The sequence below is a fragment of the Chlamydia muridarum str. Nigg genome (assembly GCF_000006685.1).
GTDB lineage: Bacteria > Chlamydiota > Chlamydiia > Chlamydiales > Chlamydiaceae > Chlamydia > Chlamydia muridarum.
On record NC_002620.2, the window covers coordinates 1 to 16,915 of the forward strand.

Genomic DNA, 16,915 nt, shown 5'->3' on the forward strand with positions numbered 1-16,915 from the left:
CACATAGCAAAACACTCAAAGTTTTTCAGCAAAAAAGCTTGTTGAAAAAATTGTTGACCGCCTGTTCACAAATAGGCATAACTTCCTGTTCTGAACAGTTTGAACAATCTGTAAACAGAGTTATAAACAGTTTTTTCACAACTTTTTCTCTCGAAGAAATAAAGTTATAAACATTTTCCACACCACCTAAAGAAGAAGAGACTAATAAATATCTCTAAGAATCTTCTTCTGTGGGTGTGGAAACTTTCGATAAGTGTGAAACTTTATGACAAGACTTCCTCTACTCAAACGACCTCGAAGAAATCGGAAAAGTGCTGCTATTCGATCTATGATTCGAGAAACTAATATGGTTTCAAGTGATCTAATTTGGCCTATTTTTCTTAAAGAAGGTTCAGGAATTCGAGAAGAAATACCCAGTATGCCTGGAGTATACAGATGGAGTTTAGATACCATATCTAGAGAATTAGAAAGACTCTGTCTTATAGGGCTAAAAGCGGTTATCCTTTTCCCTGTTATAGAGGATCAGAAAAAAGATCAATTCGGAGCATATGCATCGCATCCGTATAACATTGTTTGTAGAGGAATTCAGGAAATCAAAAAATCTTTTCCCCAACTGTGTGTGATTAGTGATATAGCTTTAGATCCTTTTACGACTAGTGGTCACGATGGCATTTTTTACAACAATGAAGTGTTAAATGACGAAAGCGTTCGCGTATATGGAGATATCGCAACATTGCATGCAGAAATGGGAGCGGATATTGTTGCTCCAAGCGATATGATGGATGGGAGAGTTCGGCATATTCGAGAAAAAATGGATCAGATGGGCTTTGTTAATACAGGAATTCTCTCTTATAGCGCAAAGTATGCATCTTACTTGTATGGTCCGTTTAGAGATGCTCTTTCTTCGCATCCTCAATCTGGGGATAAACGGCAATATCAAATGGATCCTGCCAATGTTCGAGAAGCTTTGCTTGAATGCCGGCTAGATGAAGAGGAGGGAGCAGATATGGTAATGATAAAGCCTGCTGGGTTTTATTTAGATGTTATCATGAAAGCTCAAGAATGTACGCATCTTCCAGTAGTTGCCTATCAAGTCAGTGGAGAATATTCTATGATTATGGCCGCCAGTCTGCATGGATGGTTAAGTAAAGAAGGAGCTATCTCGGAGTCTTTGTTAGCAATTAAACGAGCTGGGGCTACGGCTATAATTAGCTATGCAACTCCATGGGTTTTAGAATGGCTAGCTAGAGACGCTCTTCCTTTTTAAGGAAAAAGTTCTTTGAAGAACCACCTAAAAAATTACAGAGGTGTCAAAACATTTTCTTTCGCGTAACGGATGAGAGCTTCTTTTACAATAGCAAACATCTCTGTTTTAGAAGGATCTATAAATGTTGGTAGAGCAAAATCTTCTGGGGAGACTTCTAAGAGTCCCAAGCGACACGCTTCTTCAAAATTTTGAGTTTCTAAAGCTTTAATAAGAGGGGCTACAGGAACTGCAATTGCCGAAACTTTCTCATAGATTTCAGAATCAATGATTGGGCGTTTTTCCCCGTGTAAATTGGTATTCATATCCATGAACACGCGTTTTCTCTTGAAGAATCCAGAGAGATAGGTTCTGGTGACCGTAAGTTTATTCCATCCTAATCGTAAGAAACTAAACATCTCTCGGGTTTTAGGGTTTGGAAGAATCGTTATGGTATGGTCCCGCATGCCTAAACAAGGATTTTCTTCTTTGTTACACAATCTTCCTGTAAGAGGATCCCCCGAAATTAAACTGACATCGTTGGAAGAGAAGATTTCTTGTGGTAACAAGTCTTTGAAGCTGGCTCCTTTTGCTGTGATCAGATATTTCCTTTGAGAAGGCGGGAGAGCAGATCCTGCTAATGCAACGACTTGTTGTCCTAGGAAAAATCCCTTTAAGAATAGATGGCCGATAGAGAGGACTTCTTGGAAGCTAATTGTGAATACGATATCCCTGTCATTGCGAATTCGTGCGATATGATGAATATGGGTCGAAGGAGATCCCGAAGGGTAAGGACCAGCTATTGTATGTAAATGAGCTACAGATATTAAATCTTGGGTAGGTAAAGAGAGCCTATCTGTGGAAACAATATGTGGTTTGAGACCAAATAGTTTTGCTATAGCCTGAACTCCCACAACAAAAATGTAATAACCATCTTCTTTTGAAGAGAAAAGACTTAGATGTTTTTCTACAGATGGGGTGAATGGACGATTGTCCGCTAAGTTAATAAAAACATCTCTAGGGGATTGTGTTGGGAGCGCTGGGATATTGAAAGGTCTTTGTTTAAAAAGGGTAAAAAGCCCTTCTTTTTTAAAGACTTCTAAAAGCTCCTTTTGAGATAAAGCGTGGAGGTCATAAGAGAACTTCGTTTGAGAAACCCCAGGCTTTTTTTTAATCACGATATCCAAAAGAGCCCGCTTACTTCCTCTACGGATTTCGATAACCTCTCCATCAACCGACGAGGTGATGAAAACACCTGGGAAAGACTTATATTCCGCTAAGGGAGAACCAGCTGTAATCTGGTCTCCTGGAGAAACTTTCACACCAAGTGGTAGGGGAGCAAAAGGTCTCAGATCCACGGAAACAAAAGCGGGATCCACTTTTCCGCAAAAACCCGATTCCTTAGGGGCTCCTTTTAAAGACAGATCTAATCCACGAGAAACTATTATCTTCATGTCTCGGGATTATAGAAGTTTTTATAAGGGAATCCAATTTTTTTTCTTACTTTTTTTCGGAGAGCTAGATTTTGCTTTGGGAGTGGGAGATTTTCCTGAGGTATGGCTGATGTCTTGGGTGACTTCTTTTATAAGCTCTTCGGTCTCTTTCTTGTATTCATTGCAAGAGGATCGGATGGTTTCTAGAGCTCGCCACTCTTCAGGAGAAAAGTTATCAGGATTGTTAGCAAAAACTTCCATTTGCTCGCGAGTCATACCAGTTTGTTGAAGGATTTCTTGAGAACGTTTGTCGAGCTCTTGGATTTTTTCTTGGGTTTTCTCGATGAGCATCTGGTAGTCCAGATCGTTGTCATCTGTAAGAACAGCGCCGAAGGAAGGATCGAAATCTATTTTATAAATAGAAAGAATTTGTTTTATAGAATCGATAATTTTTTGAGCGGAATTATTTTTCATAACAAAAAACCTGATGTTTTATTTAATAATAAAATTTTTCTTGTTTTTTTTGTGACGTAATATTGCTCTTTTTTATTGTTCAGCGTATATTTCCGGACTAAAAAGGGGAGCTATCATGGATTATCTAGAAAAGCTACAGTCCTTAATGGAAAATCATCCTTCGGATTTTTTTAGTTTGTGGGAAGAGTATTGCTTTAATGACGTCGTTAGTGGAGACGAGTTGATAGTCTTGCTGGAAAAAATTAAAAGCTCAAGTATAGCTCCTGCCTTTGGGAAAATAGCAGAAAGCGTAATTCCTCTTTGGGAACAACTTCCTGAAAGTGAAGAAAAAGATAAAGTGCTTTCTCTAGTCTTTGATATCCAAACAACAAACAGCAAGCGTTTATTAGAACTAGCTCTTCAACAGGTTAAGAAGTACGAGGACTCACCAAATTATAAAGAAGCTTTGCGGATAGTCGGATTAAGAGATGGGATTTTCTTTACTCATTGCTTAAGACATTTTGCTTTGCTTATGCATCTTTGTGAAGGGAACTTTGTTTTCCATCAGGGAGGATGGGGAGTAGGAGAGATTATGGGAGTTTCTTTCCTTCAGCAGAAAGTCCTTGTTGAGTTTGAGGGAGTTCTTACAGCAAAAGATATTTCTTTTGAAACAGCCTTTCGCATGCTGTCTCCTCTAAAAAAAGATCACTTTTTAGCAAGACGGTTTGGGGATCCCGATGCATTTGAGGCGTTTGCTAGAAAAGATCCTGTTGCGGTCATAGAATGTCTGCTAAAAGACCTTGGACCCAAAAATGCTAAGGAAATCCGTAATGAGCTGGTTGGACTTGTGATTCCAGAGGAGGATTGGAGTAGATGGTGGCAGTCCGCTAAGATTAAAATGAAGAAGGATTCACATATCCTGGCGCCTACTTCTTCTAAAGATCCCTATATTTTTGATCCAAAAGGTTTTTCTTTCATTTCTCAATTACAAGCTTCTTTGTCGGGAAGCAACGATGCTAGTAAAAAGATCGCTTCTTGTTACACATTTGTTAGAGATCTTGGGAGTGAGCTTAAGGATGAGGCTAATCGGCAGTTTGTGATAAAAGAGTTAAAATCTTTAGATTTGCCAGCGGATTCCGCCTTATCCATTCAGAGAGCGATGTTATTATCTGAATTCCTCGGAGATAAGTCTTCAGAATTAGATTGTGAAAACATTGCTAAGCTTTCCGAAGATCAAATGTTTGATATTGTCAACCATATTGAAATTCTATCTTTTCAGAAGAGTTTCCTATCGCTAATACACTCTTGCTCTCCAGCTTGGGTATCGGTATTTACAAAAATTCTCCTGACAACAAGTACTTCTATTCTTCGCGATCAAGTCTTTAAAGCATTGATTGTAGATAAAAAGGCTAGAGAAAGCATCTTAGAAAAAGTATCAGCTATGATTGAGCAACCCTTGCTTTATCCTGAGCTGTTTGTTTGGTTGTTTTTGCGAGTAGTTTCTGGGGAAGACGGGCTGTTTTCTGAGTCGGATAGGAAGGAAATTGGAAGACAGATGCTAGCTAGTGCTTTAGAGTTTATGCATAAAGTGGCTGGCTCTCCTCAAAAAGATCTTGGGAAAAAACTCTACTCATTCTTAGTCGGTCAACGATTTCTTGCAATTCGTCAGATCATAGAAAATGCTTCTATAGATTATCTTAAAGAATTTGTTTTATTATCTTCAAAATGCCCTCAGTTTACTCAAGGAGATCTTGGAGTTTTGAGAAGTTTAGCAGAAGTTGTGCAACCCGCTCTTAAACGAAGGGTTGCGGAAGAGGAAAATATCCTTTGGACAACCTCTGAGAGTTTTACTCGAATGAAGGCAAAACTTCAGTCTCTTATTGGGAAGGAAATGGTGGATAATGCCAAAGAGATAGAGGATGCAAGAGCTCTAGGAGACTTAAGAGAGAACTCTGAGTACAAATTTGCTTTGGAAAGACGGGCTAGACTCCAGGAAGAAATTCGAGTATTGTCTGAGGAAATTAATCGCGCAAAAATTCTAACAAAAGATGCTGTGTTTACAAATTCTGTTGGAGTTGGTTGCAAGGTTGTTCTTGAGGATGAGCAAGGGGAAGAGGATTGTTACACAATACTAGGCCCTTGGGACGCCAATCCAGAGGAAAAGATTTTATCGTTAAAATCTAAACTTGCGCAAGAGATGGTTGGGAAGACAGTTGGAGAGAGTGTGCTATTCCAAGGGAAGAAGCACAAGATAAAACAAATCTCTTCCATATGGGACTAAAAGAATTTGGAGCATAGCGGGATCGAACCGCTGACCTCAACAATGCCATTGTTGCGCTCTACCAACTGAGCTAATACCCCGAGAGAAGAGACTAGGGTATCATGTTTGTACGATTTAGGACAATAAGCTGTGGTCTTATCAGAAAAAAAAGATAATAATCGGCAGATTCATTATAGAGAGGTGTTATTGTGAGTCTTTTTGAACAGTTACCTTCTTTCTCTCCGGATTCTATTCTTGGTTTAGCACAAGCTTTTCAAGAAGATCCTCGTGAGGATAAAATTAATTTATTACTGGGTACTTACGAGCGAGAAAAAAGCCGATACGGAGGATTCTCAAGCGTCAGAAAGGCTCAAACAGTGTTTTTTGGTGATGAGAAAGATAAAAACTATCTTCCCATCAGAGGATCCTCAGTTTTTTTAGACCAGATGGCTGCTCTATGTTTTGGCGAGATTGATGCTAATCGATGGACTGGAGTGCAAGCTGTTGGTGGGACTGGAGCCTTACATTTGGGCGCCTTAGTGTATGCTAAATCTTCTCTTGCAGGTAAAGTCTATATCCCAGCTCAAACTTGGGGGAACCACTCTAGAATTTTTTCTCGTCTAGGATTGTCCCTAGAACATTATCCCTACTATGATCAAGAAAAAAAAGATCTCGATTTGCAAGGATTAAAAGCATCTCTTCGGGATGCTCCTGAGGCTTCTTTAATTCTTTTACATTGTTGTTGTCATAACCCTACAGGGAAGGATATTCCCCTTTCTGAATGGCCTGAAATTATTGCTATTATAAAGGACAGAGGCCTCATTCCTTTCTTTGATATGGCTTATTTAGGTTTTGCTAACGGAATAGTAGAGGATCGCCGACCTGTTCGGCTTTGCATAGAGGCTGGAGTTGCTACTTTTGTTGCAGGAAGTTGTAGTAAAAACTTCTCATTATATGGTTCTCGGGTAGGATTTTTTGGGGTTGTTCACCAAGATAAAACGGATTTGAGCAGGATACTTTCTTTCTTGGAAGAGCAGATCCGTGGGGAATACTCTTCTCCTGCTAGAGAAGGTGTTGCAATCGTTACCTCTATATTAGAGAATCCCTACTTGCGACAAGAGTGGGGGCTTGAACTGAATGGTATTCGCCAGTCTTTGGAAGAAATTCGAGCGAATTTTGTTATTGCAATGAGAGAAGTAGCGGGACATTCTTTTGATTTCATCGCGTCTCAGAAAGGATTTTTTGGGTATCCAGGTTTTTCAAAAGAGCAGGTTGTGTTCCTTAGAGAAGAGCTTGGTATTTATACAACAGCTGGTGGAAGATTCAATTTAAATGGCATTACAGATAAAAATATAAATCGTGTTATCCACGGTTTTGCTAAGGCCTATGAATACTCTCGGTCCGTATCATAAACGTATTCGGTTTATTACTTATCTCTTTGTCGCTTCAGGAATTATTGTAAGTTGGAATCTTCCTAGAAGCGTTTATGAGTCGCTTCAGGATAAATTTGTAAGTGTATGTTCTAAATTCCTTCCTTTTCAACAAAGGGCCAATTCAAAGGCCCTTATTGAAGAGAGTCAAAGTTTTCTTCTGCAAGAAAAAATCCGATTATTAGAAGAACGCATACTTTCTATGGAAGAGACTTCAAAATCTCCTCCATTATTTCCTGAAATTTTGTCTTCTTACTTTCAATCTCCGATCATGGGGAGAGTGATTTTCCGAGATCCCGCTCATTGGGGGAGTTCTTGTTGGATTAATATTGGGAAGCAGCATGGGGTTAAAAAAAATTCTCCTGTTGTTTGCGGAAAGGTTGTTGTTGGATTAGTGGACTTTGTTGGCAGTGCTCAATCAAGGGTACGATTAATCACTGATGTGGGAATAAAACCTTCCGTTATGGCTGTTAGGGGGGAGCTTCAAACTTGGGTAGTGAAGGATCAGCTACGTACATTAGCAAGAAATGTGACAAACCTTCCGACATCTGCATTTGCAGATAGTGATAAGCAGCAAGCTTTACAATGCTTAAAAGCATTAGAGAGCTGTTTATCCTCGTCTGAACACAATGATTTTGCTCTTCGAGGGATTGTTTGTGGTAGAGGGGACCCTATTTGGAAACCTGAGGCATCCGTTCTAACTGGGAGTGATTTTGGTTTTGTAGATGGGAAAACTATTGAGGTTGGAGATGTTCTTGTTACTACGGGATTGGATGGCGTTTTTCCTCCAGGATTACTTGTTGCTACAGTCAGCGAAATTTTACCGAAGAGTGAGGGGGCTTGTTCTTTAAAGATAAAAGCACAATCTTTGGCTCCAGATTGTTCTGTAGTTGACTTTTTGGTATTGCCTCCCATGGATTTTAATCCTAATGATCGTCCGGACATTTTCGGATTAATTTGGGAGTAATCATCCCATTTTAAGGGCTAGGTTGTAAGAATCCATTTCCTTTGTCATCAATTCCTCGAATGAATACGAAAGCCATCTCAATTTGAAGAGAAGAATTGAATTGATGCAGGAACTTTTTAGCCGCTCTTTTATATAACACCCCTTGTTTATCCAATCCTTGGCGCTGGATATAAAGAAGGAGTTTATCTGGAGAGTAAAGAGAGGGTTCATCCCCTAGAAAAGATGTTTTCCAGTCGATAATGAAAAATCTATTGTTGTGTTCAAAAAAAAGATCGACAATTCCTTGCCACAACTCCCCATTCTCTTGAAGGAGAAAAGTCTCTTCCACACGAATATTGTAAGGATGAACGTCCTTAAGAGCAAAGCTTCCTGAAACAAAAGGGAGTTTTGTTGAGAAAGCTGTGTAGATTTTCTCTGAAATAATAGACTCGAAGCCTTCCAAAATTGTGTTTTTCAATAAAGTTTGGGCTTTATGAGTAATCTCCTCAAGAGAGGCGTTAAAATTCCCTGATAACGACTCTAAAAGCTTGTGAATAAGAGTTCCTGTTAGAGATCCCCCAGGAAATAAAGAAGAGGAAGAAATCTCTTGAAAAGGCTCAGTAAAATACTGTGATTCTGTTGTGGAAGAAAAAGAATAGATGGGTTGGGAAGATAGTATTGGAAGAGAAAAAAACTCTTGTTCGGGGAGAGGTTCTGAGAAAATAGAGATATTGCTTTCCGGAGGTTGCGTACCTGAAGAGAAAAATTCTGGATGGGATGCGGTCAGAGTTTCTACTAAATGAGGGATGTTATCGTGTTGTGTAATATTGGCATAGTTAGCAAGAGCAGAAACTTTTTTATTGCTTTGTAAACGTTTCTCTATAGAGGAGAAAGGGATGAATAAGAATTTCTTAGCACGAGTACAAGCAACATACATTTCTCTCATGTGAACAGAAGGAGATTTCTCTTTAACTTTGTTAAGACTAGAACAAAAAACGACATCGTATTCTAAGCCTTTTGAAGAGTGGACTGTGGTAATTTTAAGCACATTATCGTCATTAGACTGAGAGGAAAAGGAAAGCTCTTCATCATATTTTCCAGTATCTAGAATGTTTATAAGATGAAATAGCTTGTGATGAGGATTTTCCGTAGTTTTATCAAGATACAAACAAAGCTCTTCTAATTCTTGGAAAATAATGTCACCAAGGGGTGTTTGTAATAACGTTTCTCCTATGGTTTGGGAGAAAACGGTTTCTCCCATCAATTTATAAAACGTAGCTAGTAAAGAGTATTGGTGGAGATACGTATTCAGCATAAAAAACAGAGAGGAGAAAATTTTTAAATGCTGATGAATATCTGTAGCAGAAAGATGAAAAAAACGACTCAGTAAAATGGCCTGAATCTTTTGTTGATTTTCTGGGTATAGAAGAGCTTCTAAAAGAAGAATGAGGAGATAGGGCGATTCTGTGCGATCAAAAATGCGTTTTTCTTTGCAATACGCCATAGGAATCGTGCTATGAGTGATCAATTTGAGTGCTTGCGGATAGTCTTGGACTAAGACTGCCATATTCCCAAAGGGAATAGCGAATGTAGAACGTAGATAAGAAGCGGTTTTTGAAATCCAGAGAGCTTCTTCTTGGGAATCTTGTGTAGTAAAGAAATGGATAGGACGAAACTCTGAATACGAAGTGGAGGCGCTTCCTTTAGATTGGAGTGGGTGGTAAAGAATAGTTTGTGGGGTTTCTAAAAAAGGAGAGGGGAGCGAAAAAAGATGGTTTAGAGCTTGCATGAGTTGTGGAGTGGATCGGTAATTCGTATCCAATATTAGCTGAGACTCCTTAGGAAAGGAGTTTTTTGCTTGGAGGTAGGTTGGAAGGTCTGCGTTTCTCCATTCATAAATAGACTGTTTAGGATCTCCAATAAGAAATAGTGATCCTGAATAATCAGGAGAAGCAAAGAGTTTAGAAAAAATTTTCCACTGACGTTTGTCTGTATCTTGAAATTCATCAATCAAAACTAATTGAAATTGTTTTCGTAGCTGAGAAACAACGTGGTCATTCTGTGCTAGCAAAGACTCTAAAGTGGCTATGCTTTCATCATGCGAGTAGGATTGTGCACAATACGTTTTTAAGTGTTGTTGTACGCTTTTAAGCAGTGTATGGAAAATAGGTTCTTTTTGACAGAAGGGCTGGGCTATTAGTAACCAGTCTTTGAGAAAAGGATCTAAAGGGGAAAAAGGGGGTCCCAATTTCTTTTTATTTCGATTTTCTTCCTGAAATTTCTGAACCATTCCCGGGAAAAATAGGATGTCTAAAGAATTGGGGTCTGTTTCGAATTGTTTCACAAAATCGGGTAATTCCCGATCGATTGGTAGATCGCTTTGTTTAAATCGGAGCGAAAAATCTTGTAACTCTTCAAGAGAAAGAGGGGAAAGGTGTTTATATTGAGAAGACCAGTTCTTCACTTTTTGAAGAGTTATAGATAGAGGGGGGAGAGCAAGGTTGGGTGTAGAAGCATAGTCTTGAAGCAGTCTGTCTGCTAAATGACGAGTTTGTTGGGTAGTGGCTCGATGATGATAGGATAAGAAGGCGTATTGTTTAGGAGAAAGAACGTTTTCCCAGCTATTTTGTCTTAAGTAATCCAGAATATATTGCTGAATGGTTTGGGGCTCTGAGAACATGGAAGAAGGGTGAATGGGTTGCACCCAAGGGAAGTGTTGTTCTAATGTAAAACGGCAAAKTCCATGAATAGTGAAAATATTCATTTCATCTAAAGTGGCTAGGCTATTACGAWTTTTAYTGTAAAGCTGCTTTACTTTGGTTTCTTGAGAAGAAACATAGGGGGGTAAAGGTGTTTCGGGATGAGAAAGAGCTTGAGAGAAGAGCGTTAAAGCTTGTTTAAGGCTTTCTTGAATACGTAATTTTAATTCATTTGTAGCTGCGTTCGTAAATGTAACTACGAGAATATTCTTAGTTTGTTCAACGTTTCCTTCTAATAGAGAACGGAGGATAACTTGTTCTATGGTAAATGTTTTTCCCGTTCCTGCGGATGCTTCTAGGAAAAATTTTCCGGAAACAGAAGTTGTCGGAGAAAAAATATCGAAAGAGCTCATATCCGTTCTATTGAGTATCCTGATTTATAAAGAGAGAGAGGAGTTGAGAGAGCAGATCTTTGGAAAGCTCTGAGCAAATCTCTTCCGTATCTCGGTTATGGAATAACCAAAAGCTATTGGTTAAGGGATCTTCTTCATTATCTAAAAGTTTTTTAATAATTTTCGAAGCCACATCTGTTTTCTTAATGTACTCCCAGGCCTGAGCAGAAGGAAGGGGGATAGCTTTGTTTTGCAGATGTTCATATAGGCCAACCGCAAGGATTAGATAGGATTCTGGAGAAGAAAAAGGAGGGGTTATGGGTTCTATGTCGTAAGGCGTGACTCGTAGTATTGCAGAGTCTTTGGGAAGAATGTGTGAAGCTTGGAGTAGTGCTAAGGATAAATAGGCCTCTAGACAGGATTCTAGTTCAAAAGAGTTTTTAGGGAGACCATGGGATTTGGTTGCTTTCTTAAAAGAGTCTCCTGGATTCATAGAAAATAAATACACTCCTTGTGAGCACACCCCACGAATCTCTCCTTGAAGGGAAATGGTTTGGTTATGGAGGGAGAGGGGAAAGGGGGGAACATACTTATCGTGAGGACTGCTCGGTTCTTGGAAAATCTGATGAGAAAATACAACAGAAAAAGGGGCTGTTGAGGGATCTTTTTTCAGGGTTTCCACACGTTGGATTATCGAGTCTTGTGTTTGAGTATATAGCGATTCTGTAAAAGAAGAGAGGTAGTTAGTAGTAGGAAGCGGAGAGTGAGGCGCCAGCTGATGATCCCAAAAAGATTTCGCATCATATGGACTAGGGAACACTTTCTCTGCTTTTGAAAACAAAGATTTGGGATGAAACGAAAGACCGTGTTGGGTGTTAAGAAAGAAGTTAAGAGGATCTTTAAAAGCTTTTACAAGATGTTTTAGAGATAGATGTGTTGGCAAAGGTTTTGGGCTAGCAGTTTCAAAAAGCGAAGGCGCTTTGTTCTGTATCGGATCAGCTTGAGCCATTCGGTAGTAAACTTGATAAGATTGATGTAATGATTGGGAAGAAAAATTTTCTTTTGCATAGAGCTTTCCAGAAAGATTCTCTTCTCGAATAGGTACAGCATCTAATAAATGTTTAAGAGCAGAGCTGGGTAATGCAGGATTTTTTGAAGAAGAGAGATAGCTGATATGAAGCTGGTGTTTTGTAGAAACAATGGTTTGTAGAAAGTGAAGGTTGTCCTCATCTTCCGTTGAAGAAAAGAGAAAATCTTCCTGTATGAGAGAAGGATCTATAAGGAAACTTGTGTCCAAAGAGAAATTCTTTTTGTTAGCCCCAAGAATAAACGTATAGCCTTTTGGAATTAGGCTGAGACTGTTTATGGACCCAATAAAAGGTCCTGGTTGATTGTATAACTGACTGTATCCAGGAATATGTGATAGGAAATCTAAGCAAAATTCTACGAAAATCGTTAACGAACAAGAAGAGTGCGCAAAAGGTTGTAAAGTTTTGGATAATGAAACTAGCAAAGCATGTTCTTCTGTAGAAAGAAGGAAGATGTTTTCTAGGGTAGAAAAGATAAGGTGAGAGTGCTCCTCATAGGTCTTGTCTTTTGAGTCTGTGTAATGAGTGATTACTTGTTGTAATAAGTCAAGCAGAGGAACAACGATTTCCCAAGTTTCGGATTCATTTACGACTCCTGAGTCATCAATGAATGGATATTCATCGAAAATGTGGTGGATGAGTTGGGAAATAAGGGGGTCTTTTTGTGACAAAGATTTCCAGTAACGAGACAGTTTGTGGGTGAGGAAACTGATTTTCGTTGTTTCTAAAGGGGTGCGAAGGTCTGGATAGGAAAGGAGCTTTAGTAAATCATGCAGAGTGCATTTAGAGAACAAAAACGCTACCAGTAATAATAGTTTGTTTTTTAGATCTCGGGTCTGAGATTTTTCTGATTTTGTTAAATATAAAGGAATATGCGGCTCAAAGATGCCTTTTAGAAGAGGTTCATATTTTGATAGGTTGGAAGAAACGATAAATATTTCATCTGTAGAGACCCCAGAGTTTAGAAGTTGAGAAATGATGGAAAATAGTTGATGAACTTCTCGAGCTGCTGAAGGAGCTTTACGTACAAAAATGGTTTGAGGTGAATCAGCAAACAGCTTCTGGTCTATGGGACGTAAATGGAAAAAACTATCTTTTACAATGTTTAGGGAGGAGTTGTTTTCGTATGGCTGAAAAAGTTCTTCGTAGGGGACGCTATAATCTAAAAAGAAATTTTGTAAAGACTGAGATCGATGCGCAAGATTAGCCAGCAAAGCCAGTCGATCTGTTAATACATATTTTTCCCATGTCTCCTGTTGGGGTTCTGGGATTTTGTGGGAGAGGAGGGCCATGGCTTTATCGGATAAAAGATCCCCAAAATAGGCGGCACTCGGTGAAAAACAGTAAAAATGCACAGGGAAATATTTCCCTAGAGAAATGAAAAAAGAGGCCACGTGCTGAGGGAGCTGAGGATATCCAAAAATATGCAGGGAGCAGGGATATTTTGGAGGATGAGCCAAAATAGAAGAAAAAATCGTTTCTAAGGGAGTATATGCGTTTGTGAGTTGCGTAAACAAGTTTTTGTAATAAGGATTGTTAGTCGATGGCTCCTGAGAAAATGTGTAAAACTTTTTAAAGAGTGAAGAAAGTTTTTGTAAATGAGCATAGGAAACGTCCGAGGATGAGTTAAAAGAGGACTCTCTCAAAAGGTTATAAATATTTAGAGGGAGGGTAATATGATCTGGGGTAGAGAGATCTGCAAGACGAGTTCCCGTAAATAAGTATTTGACAAAAGCATCGAAAGAAGCAAAAATATGTGTCCCCATGAAGATGTGATTGGATGAAGCCTTTACCAATTCTCTTCGTAACCAGTGATCTGTGTCTGAGCTCGGCACCAGAATCCATCGTTTTGTCATGGGAGTTTGGTTGATAGAGAACAGATCTTGAGCAAGTTTAGCTAATAGAACTTCAGGATAATTACTAAACGTTGCTTGGCTGTGAGATAGTTCATTCATCGGTTTGCATTCATGAGTATTGTTGCTAGGAAACGATCTTTCCAGGCGTTGGTCGTTACACATTTTCTTACGATTATAAACGACAATCTCTATAAGTTTCTTTTAGTTTTTTCCTTGTTGGAAGGGAAGACTTTAGAAGAGAATGCCAAAATTCTTTCTTTGGTTAGTTTCTTTTTCGCTCTTCCTTACATCTTGCTTGCGCCTTTCTCTGGGAGTTTGGCAGACAGGTTTCAAAAACGAAATATTATTTTGTTGACCCGTGTAGCGGAAATTTTTTGTGCGATTTTAGGCGTATACTTTTTCCACATTCATTCTGTTTTGGGTGGGTATCTTGTTTTAGTGTTAATGGCCTGCCATTCCGCTATTTTTGGCCCTGCAAAAATGGGTATATTGCCGGAGATGCTCCCTATAGAGGAGCTATCTAAAGCCAATGGAGCGATGACTGCAGCGACTTACTCTGGGAGTATTTTGGGTTCTTGCTTAGCCCCTCTTATGGTTGATTTAACACAAGATTTTATTGCAAATAGCTATGAATTATCTGCTTGGTTTTGTGTTATTTCCTCTATTTTAAGTTTGTTTATAGCCTTTCGGATCCGCGCAAGTAATGTAAAAAACAAACAACAAAAGATTGCTTATGTAAGCTTTAAAAATTTATGGGGTGTTTTTAAAGAAACTCGAAATATCGCCTACCTTACAACTTCCGTTTTTCTGGTTGCTTTCTTTCTTTTTGTTGGAGCTTACGTTCAGTTACAGATCATTCCTTTTGTGGAATTTACCTTGGGGTATTCAAAACATTATGGAGCATATTTATTCCCTATTGTAGCAGTGGGTATGGGGGTAGGTTCTTATATGGCAGGGTGGGTATCTGGAAAGGATATCAAGCTAGGATTTTCTCCATTAGCTGCTGTAGGGGTAGGGTTTTCTATGATGGTGCTGTGTTTACTCTCATCTTCGATCGCAGCAGTGCTTATTCTTCTCTTTTGTTTAGGACTTTTTGGCGGAATCTATCAAGTCCCCTTGCACGCATATATCCAGTTTGTGAGCCCCGAACATAAAAGAGGGCAGGTATTAGCTTTAAATAATTTTCTAGATTTTTCAGGCGTCCTATTAGCCGCCGGGTTTGTGCGACTGTTGGGTTCTGGTTTGCGTTTAACACCTGATCAAAGTTTTTTATACATGGGATCTTTGGTTATGTGTTTGGCAGTACTCTCCCTTTGGTTGTTCAAAGAGCATGTATATCGTTTATTGTTAGCTCGAGTTTTGAAGAGACAGTTGGGTGAGAGTTTCGCTTCTCCAAAAGCTGATGATGTGCGCTGCTTTTTTGTTCCTGCAACCTCCTATAGGGAAACAAGACGCATTTTATCCTTATTCCCTAAAACAGTGCGGAGTCGTGTGTTCATCTTGGATAAAAAATTGCAACCAGGATGGACTACTTACTTAATACCACATTGTGTAACTACCATTTTCTCTTATGGCGTGGAGGGTACAGCCTTTACTAATTGGATAGATCAGCAAGTAGAGGAAGTTCGCCAGTTATTGAAAAAGCAACCTTCTTTAGGGGTGGTTTGTTTAGGGGATCAGTCACAGAGTCAATTTTTCTTTGCTCAGTTACGCGCTTCAGGGCTAGCTGCTCAATATGTAACATTAGTTCGAGATGCGGGAACGAAGTATTCTTTGCATTTATCTGAATAAGTGCTTGTGCTTATCTTAGCTGGTTTAGTTAGGTAAAGTAGCTTTGATAAATCTGTCTCCACCGAATACTCTTGATTTTTTCTTTTCTAGCGAAGTCTTCTAGCACCGCTGTGGGTTGAGTAGCGAAGAAGCGGATTTCTTTGTCTGTCAAGCGTAGTAGAACCCAAAGAGGTTCTATACCCAACAGTTTGCGAATTTTTTTCTTTGCTCTACGGAATAGGTTTTGCGTTCGGAATAGGCGAAAAAAAAAGAAAATACTGGGACAAAGTATGCAGAGAGCTCCTATCCAGGGAAACCAAGGAAGTAAAAAAGCTCCAAACAAAACAAAAAAGAGAAAAAAATACGTTTCCCCTGCAGAGCGGAATAATGGGCCAAAAAATCTTCTCCAACAATACTTAGAAGTGCTGTATGCAAGAACTTCTTCAAAAACAGGCTCATAAAATTTCATGCGGACGGCATGGACGGCTTCATGAGAGAGCACCTCTTCTTTGGAGAAAAAACCAAACCAAAAAGGAGCTTTTTTAAACCGTTTACGCAGTTGAATGGTTACCCGATTATCCATAATCCATGTACACCCAGCTTCCCAGGCATCAAGGCTTTCATTAGAGTAGGAAACTTCTAAAAAGGTTGGATTGATATCAAAAAGTTTTTGTAATTCCAGAGGGAAAGGAGTAGGGGTTTCTGGGGCTTCTGCCAAAGTGTTTTCTACTCGTAGGAAAAAAGCCGGTTTTTCTTCTTCAGGGCCAGCAATAAAGCCCTCCTTGTTAAGTTGCAGTAGATCATCAAGGGGATTTAAAGAAGAGGAAGAAAGAAACTCAAGCGTGTTCAAGATTACTCTCAAAATTTTGGTCTTCTACAGTAAAGGAACGGCTCCGATGCCATTTTTTAGAAAAGACTTCACCATACGTTAGTATGGGTTTTTTGCCAAAGGAAGCGGTATGGTAAAGTGTTTCTAGGACATATATCTTACATAACGGCAAAAGATAGAACTCCCTTGTTAGAGGGATGTTACACAAGATTGTGATTTATAGGGCTTCAAAAAGTCTAGAGCATTAAAGTAAATTCCTTGACATTTTCCTGAGACCCAATGATATTGTGTTCTGGGAAGATTTGCTGTCCTGCAAATTCTTGATTCTGCTGGAAGGTTGTGCATAACTGTTAAAAGTCGTTAATCAAAACTCTTTCCAAAGAGTTAAATCCGGAAGGATTAGAGATTTTTCCCCGGCAGTTCTTTTATCAAATTTTTATTGGTGGAGAGGTTAGCGCTCCGTTCGGCTTTTCTGGCAAGCCTTCGAAAGAAGGCTTTGTAATATGTGGCTATGCA

10 protein-coding genes and 1 tRNA gene are annotated in these 16,915 nt (G+C 39.2%); 5 read left to right on the forward strand and 6 right to left on the reverse strand.

The window, feature by feature from the left end:
* Nucleotides 1–265: 265 nt before the first annotated feature.
* Nucleotides 266–1,267 carry a porphobilinogen synthase gene (gene hemB, locus TC_RS00005; RefSeq protein WP_010229069.1) on the forward strand — a complete coding sequence of 334 codons (1,002 nt, stop codon included), beginning with the start codon at nt 266–268 and terminating at the stop codon, nt 1,265–1,267.
* Nucleotides 1,268–1,299: 32 nt separating this feature from the next.
* On the opposite strand, the gene TC_RS00010 is transcribed toward hemB, so the two are convergent.
* A complete protein-coding gene (locus TC_RS00010) occupies nt 1,300–2,697 on the reverse strand; it encodes a Na(+)-translocating NADH-quinone reductase subunit A (protein ID WP_010229072.1) in 1,398 nt (465 codons plus the stop codon).
* Nucleotides 2,698–2,718: 21 nt separating this feature from the next.
* A complete protein-coding gene (locus TC_RS00015) occupies nt 2,719–3,150 on the reverse strand; it encodes a hypothetical protein (protein WP_010229075.1) in 432 nt (143 codons plus the stop codon).
* 115 nt (nt 3,151–3,265) lie between these two features.
* Between TC_RS00015 and TC_RS00020 the strand changes: the two genes are divergently transcribed.
* Nucleotides 3,266–5,410: a GreA/GreB family elongation factor gene (locus TC_RS00020; protein WP_010229079.1), complete on the forward strand. Its 2,145-nt coding sequence runs from the start codon at nt 3,266–3,268 to the stop codon at nt 5,408–5,410.
* A gap of 7 nt (nt 5,411–5,417) precedes the next feature.
* On the opposite strand, the gene TC_RS00025 is transcribed toward TC_RS00020, so the two are convergent.
* Nucleotides 5,418–5,490, reverse strand: a tRNA-Ala gene (locus TC_RS00025).
* 108 nt (nt 5,491–5,598) lie between these two features.
* On the opposite strand from TC_RS00025, the gene TC_RS00030 reads away from it, so the two are divergent.
* Together TC_RS00030 and TC_RS00035 are read left to right on the forward strand one after the other, a co-directional pair.
* A complete protein-coding gene (locus TC_RS00030; RefSeq protein WP_010229084.1) occupies nt 5,599–6,801 on the forward strand; it encodes an amino acid aminotransferase in 1,203 nt (400 codons plus the stop codon).
* Nucleotides 6,776–7,786 (forward strand): rod shape-determining protein MreC, encoded by a 1,011-nt coding sequence (locus TC_RS00035; RefSeq protein WP_010229086.1) that lies wholly within the window; start codon nt 6,776–6,778, stop codon nt 7,784–7,786. The genes TC_RS00030 and TC_RS00035 overlap by 26 nt, the downstream gene beginning before the upstream one ends.
* 10 nt (nt 7,787–7,796) lie before the next feature.
* Here the strand turns inward: TC_RS00035 and recB are convergent, their stop codons facing one another.
* Nucleotides 7,797–10,877: an exodeoxyribonuclease V subunit beta gene (recB, locus tag TC_RS00040; RefSeq protein ID WP_020966580.1), complete on the reverse strand. Its 3,081-nt coding sequence runs from the start codon at nt 10,875–10,877 to the stop codon at nt 7,797–7,799.
* 7 nt (nt 10,878–10,884) lie between these two features.
* Nucleotides 10,885–13,899, reverse strand: a complete 3,015-nt coding sequence (locus TC_RS00045; RefSeq protein WP_010229090.1) for an exodeoxyribonuclease V subunit gamma — start codon at nt 13,897–13,899, stop codon at nt 10,885–10,887.
* A gap of 12 nt (nt 13,900–13,911) precedes the next feature.
* Here TC_RS00045 and TC_RS00050 point away from each other — a divergent pair, with 12 nt between their 5' ends.
* On the forward strand, nt 13,912–15,591 hold the full coding sequence (locus tag TC_RS00050; RefSeq protein ID WP_010229094.1) for an MFS transporter: 1,680 nt from the start codon (nt 13,912–13,914) through the stop codon (nt 15,589–15,591).
* Between the two features lie 28 nt (nt 15,592–15,619).
* Here the strand turns inward: TC_RS00050 and TC_RS00055 are convergent, their stop codons facing one another.
* Nucleotides 15,620–16,432 carry a hypothetical protein gene (locus tag TC_RS00055; RefSeq protein ID WP_010232340.1) on the reverse strand — a complete coding sequence of 271 codons (813 nt, stop codon included), beginning with the start codon at nt 16,430–16,432 and terminating at the stop codon, nt 15,620–15,622.
* Nucleotides 16,433–16,915 lie beyond the last annotated feature (483 nt).

What these genes read in the sequence shown, in the direction of transcription:
- hemB (WP_010229069.1), top strand. Translation starts at nt 266, where the DNA reads ATGACAAGACTTCCTCTACTCAAACGACCTCGAAGAAATCGGAAAAGT.
- TC_RS00010 (WP_010229072.1), bottom strand. Translation starts at nt 2,697, where the DNA reads ATGAAGATAATAGTTTCTCGTGGATTAGATCTGTCTTTAAAAGGAGCC.
- TC_RS00015 (WP_010229075.1), bottom strand. Translation starts at nt 3,150, where the DNA reads ATGAAAAATAATTCCGCTCAAAAAATTATCGATTCTATAAAACAAATT.
- TC_RS00020 (WP_010229079.1), top strand. Translation starts at nt 3,266, where the DNA reads ATGGATTATCTAGAAAAGCTACAGTCCTTAATGGAAAATCATCCTTCG.
- TC_RS00035 (WP_010229086.1), top strand. Translation starts at nt 6,776, where the DNA reads ATGAATACTCTCGGTCCGTATCATAAACGTATTCGGTTTATTACTTAT.
- TC_RS00045 (WP_010229090.1), bottom strand. Translation starts at nt 13,899, where the DNA reads ATGAATGAACTATCTCACAGCCAAGCAACGTTTAGTAATTATCCTGAA.
- TC_RS00050 (WP_010229094.1), top strand. Translation starts at nt 13,912, where the DNA reads ATGAGTATTGTTGCTAGGAAACGATCTTTCCAGGCGTTGGTCGTTACA.